Genomic DNA, 3,622 nt, shown 5'->3' on the forward strand with positions numbered 1-3,622 from the left:
GCCAGAGAGTCGATAGCTAGGGAAAGGGAGGGAGTAACTTGATTGACTCGTGACGCTAGTTTCATAGTATTTTACCCTGAAAGGGCTTTTCTGATGACCTACACAACCTTTAGTATTGTCCATCACCTCGATTGTTCTGGGTGTTTTTTTATATAATCTCCGGAATTGCGGCGCTTAGGGATGGGTGTGGGGTGTGGGGGGTGGGGGGTGGGGTGGGGGGTGTGGGGGGGGGGGGTGGGTTGGGGGGGGTGGAGGGATGGGGTTTGGGGTGATGGGGTGTGGGGTGTGGGGTGATGAGGAGAACAAAGCTGCTTTTTGCCTTTTGCCTTTTGCCTTTTGCCTTTTGCCTTTTGCCTTTTGCCTGTTGCCTTTTGCCTTTTGCCTTCGTTATTGAGGATTTTTTCTTTTCGAGGGTTTTTGTTTGCTGGTAGGGAGTAGGGGAGCGGTTAATTTTTCGTAGAGTTCAAAGAGGTATTCAATACGGTTTAATTCACTGGTAAAGGGTTGGGGACGATAACACAAATCAACGGCTTTGTCAAGTTTTTGGTGAGCTTTGAGCAAGTCCGGAGGCATGGTTAAAGGATCGTATAAATCCGCAAGGCTACTATCGGGATATTTTACCCTAGTATCTAGCACAGCTTGAGCGCAAGTTTCAACGGTTTGTTTTTGTTTGTCGGTGATATTTTCTGGAAAGGGGTAGTTATTATAAACGATGGTGTTTGAATAACGGTAATCACTTTTTAATCGTCCGCAAACATATTTAACCCATGTCATGTGCATTGCTGAAGTAAGAATACCAAATAAATATAAATCAGCACTGGCAACAAAGAGACAACTATTATTAGCAATATAATCTGGACTAAAGAAACCGAACGGAATATATTTTCTATTCTCCGAAGAGTGACTTGGTATTAAAATATAGCTGGTTTTTGGCTGTCTATTTTCAGTAAATAATGTTGGGAACTGCGACCATTTAATTGTCGCAACTTTAGAACTAGCCAAACGCATTTCTTTAACAGCTTCTACTCTTTTTAATAATAGAGGCAACTGCTTTAATTCTTTAGGCTGTATTTCTGTTAACCAAAAACACCAGCGTCTTTTATTATTCAGAAACTCATCAGCAGAAATAAAAGGCTTAATAAATTTTTCTCCTGCGGGTTCTTGTCGAATATACTGTTCTTTTTCCTCGTCATTCATCAGAAGATTACCACCATCTGTAGGTTGGCTGCCTTTGATCATTTCAGGCACGTTACAAATGGGTTTTATTTTCTTTAAAATGATTAAATCATTTCCTTCTGTCAGGTAAGGATTAATATTTTTAACCTTTCTTTCTGTTGGTTCACCTTTAATATCAGCATAATCAAAAATACGTTTATTGTCAATATCTTCTAGCCCAAAACCAATAATAACACAATGAACTGCGGCGTTTCCTTTTGCTTCATTACTCCAGCTAAAAGTTCGATAGGCAAAATGAATTTTTATTTTATATTTTTGATAAAGCTCTTGCCAAAGAACACCAACTTGTTCACCCTGAGAAATAGAATTTGTACTAACTAAAGCGCAACGAATTAAACTATTTTGAATAAATTCAGCCGCTTTAATATACCATGCCGTCACATAATCTAAAACACCTGCTCCTTTAACTTCGCCTAAAACATTATTCATGTCAGCCTTTTGGTCGGCATTTTGTAACTGTTTCCCCACAAAAGGAGGATTCCCTAAAATAAAATTGAGCTTTTCTTTTGATACAATTTCCTCCCAATCAATCCGTAAGGCATTTCCATGAACAATCTTTGCCGCTTTTTTCAATGGCAAACGCACAAAATATTGACCAAAAGTATTACTAACTTTAATATTCATCTGATGATCAATTAACCACATTGCCACCTCAGCCACCCTCACCGCAAACTCATCGTATTCAATACCAGCAAACTGATTGACATCTACCTGAATAATCCTACTAATATCTATTACTAACTGCCCCGTTTTATCTAACTCCTGTAATACCAAAATCTCTAAATCGCGTAACTCCCGATAGGTAATAATTAAAAAATTGCCGCAACCACAGGCAGGATCGAGAAAATATAAATTAGCAATCTTTTTCTGAAATTCTAGTAATTTATTGCGATTGCCTTTAATCTTCTCAAATTCCCTGTGTAAATCATCTAAAAATAACGGTTTAATCACCTTTTGAATATTTTTCTCGGAGGTATAATGCGCCCCTAAATTGCGTCGCTCTTTTGGATTCATTACCGCTTGAAACATAGAGCCAAAAATAGCAGGGGAAATTTTTCCCCAATCAAAAGCACAAGCTTCTAATAACATGACTCGCATCTTGCTATCAAAAGCCGCTAAAGGTAAAGACTCCTCAAATAACTTGCCATTTATGTAGGGAAATTGAGTTAAATTTTCATCGAGATTTTTTAATCTTTTTTCTTCTGGTGTATTCAAAACCTGAAAAATAGCATCAATGTGCATCGCCAAATCACTACCATCTTCCTTGGTATGTAGATCGATATATTCCCAGAAAATCCCCTTATTAAAAATACCCGTATCATCGGCAAATAAACAAAATAATAAACGCACTAGATAAACTTCCAAATCATGCCCTATATAACCAATTTCTTTGAGGCAATCATGAAGTTTTCCCATTAACTCGGCGGCTTGAATATTGACGGGATCTTCGTCTTTATAAACTCGCTTTTCATAACCAGCAATAAAATCAAATAAATGAACGTTATCAACAAAATTACTTAATTCAAATTCCCATTGATTGCCCGAATCTAAATCATATAATTTAAACCGTTGAAAATCCGATACTAAAATATAACGCGGTAACTCATGTTCCTTTAAATTGGGAAAATAATCCTTAGCCTGTTGTGTGGCTTTTTCTAAATCTTTCCCCTTCGATTTATGCTCAACTAAAATCGTTCCTTTCCAGAGTAAATCAATAAAACCCTGTTTATTATCTGCTTTTTTTATCGGTTGCTCAAAACTGGCTACCCTACGCCGTGAAATGCCAAAGACATGAAAAAACTCATTCCAAAAAGATTGAGATTCTGCTTTTTCTGAAGTCTCTCCTTGCCACTCTTTTTGAAAGGTAATCGCGCGATTTTTAATTTCATTCCAACTTAAAGGCATAGTTTTAACTCCTTATCTTTCGCGGGTTTGCTCAAAGATAGTAGAAAATGGTGTAGGGAGCCAGATGCAGTCAGTAAGGGATACAGATAAGTAGCTGGTTATAATTAAATTAAACATGAATTTTAGGTTCGATCCCCCCTGCCCCCCTTAATAAGGGGGGTGCCGATAGGCGGGGGTATCTGAAACTTTTTAATACCCACCTACTTAGTATTAATCCGGTAGATATTCAGGATTGAGGATATCAATTTTGGCAAAAGGACAGATATCAGGAAAAGTTTTTTTATCTAACCCTGTTTCTCTAGCGGCAAGTAGGCAAGCATTTTGATAACACTGATCAAAAACTTCCTTAAAATATACCTTGAGACTGGGACTATCTTCAAAAAATTCTAACAATCTCAAACATTGTTCGGTGATAGAATACTGCCAATTATGAGAACGTTTAGAGGGTTGATACTTCCATTTAAGGAGGTGAAGCAATAGC

General features: G+C 37.5%; 3 protein-coding genes. All 3 read right to left on the minus strand.

The window, feature by feature from the left end:
- Positions 1 to 174 precede the first annotated feature (174 nt).
- Entirely contained in the window at positions 175 to 306 is a 132-nt protein-coding gene (locus PX482_RS10445; protein WP_288122412.1) for a hypothetical protein, read from the minus strand.
- 81 nt (positions 307 to 387) lie between these two features.
- Entirely contained in the window at positions 388 to 3,141 is a 2,754-nt protein-coding gene (locus tag PX482_RS10450; protein WP_288122413.1) for a DNA methyltransferase, read from the minus strand.
- Between the two features lie 210 nt (positions 3,142 to 3,351).
- Positions 3,352 to 3,622 (minus strand): DUF29 domain-containing protein (locus tag PX482_RS10455; RefSeq protein ID WP_288122414.1); only part of this gene is annotated, 271 nt, incomplete at its 5' end.

The sequence above is a fragment of the Microcystis sp. M53602_WE12 genome (assembly GCF_030065455.1).
Taxonomy (GTDB): domain Bacteria; phylum Cyanobacteriota; class Cyanobacteriia; order Cyanobacteriales; family Microcystaceae; genus Microcystis; species Microcystis aeruginosa.

What these genes read in the sequence shown, in the direction of transcription:
- PX482_RS10450 (WP_288122413.1), bottom strand. Translation starts at nt 3,141, where the DNA reads ATGCCTTTAAGTTGGAATGAAATTAAAAATCGCGCGATTACCTTTCAA.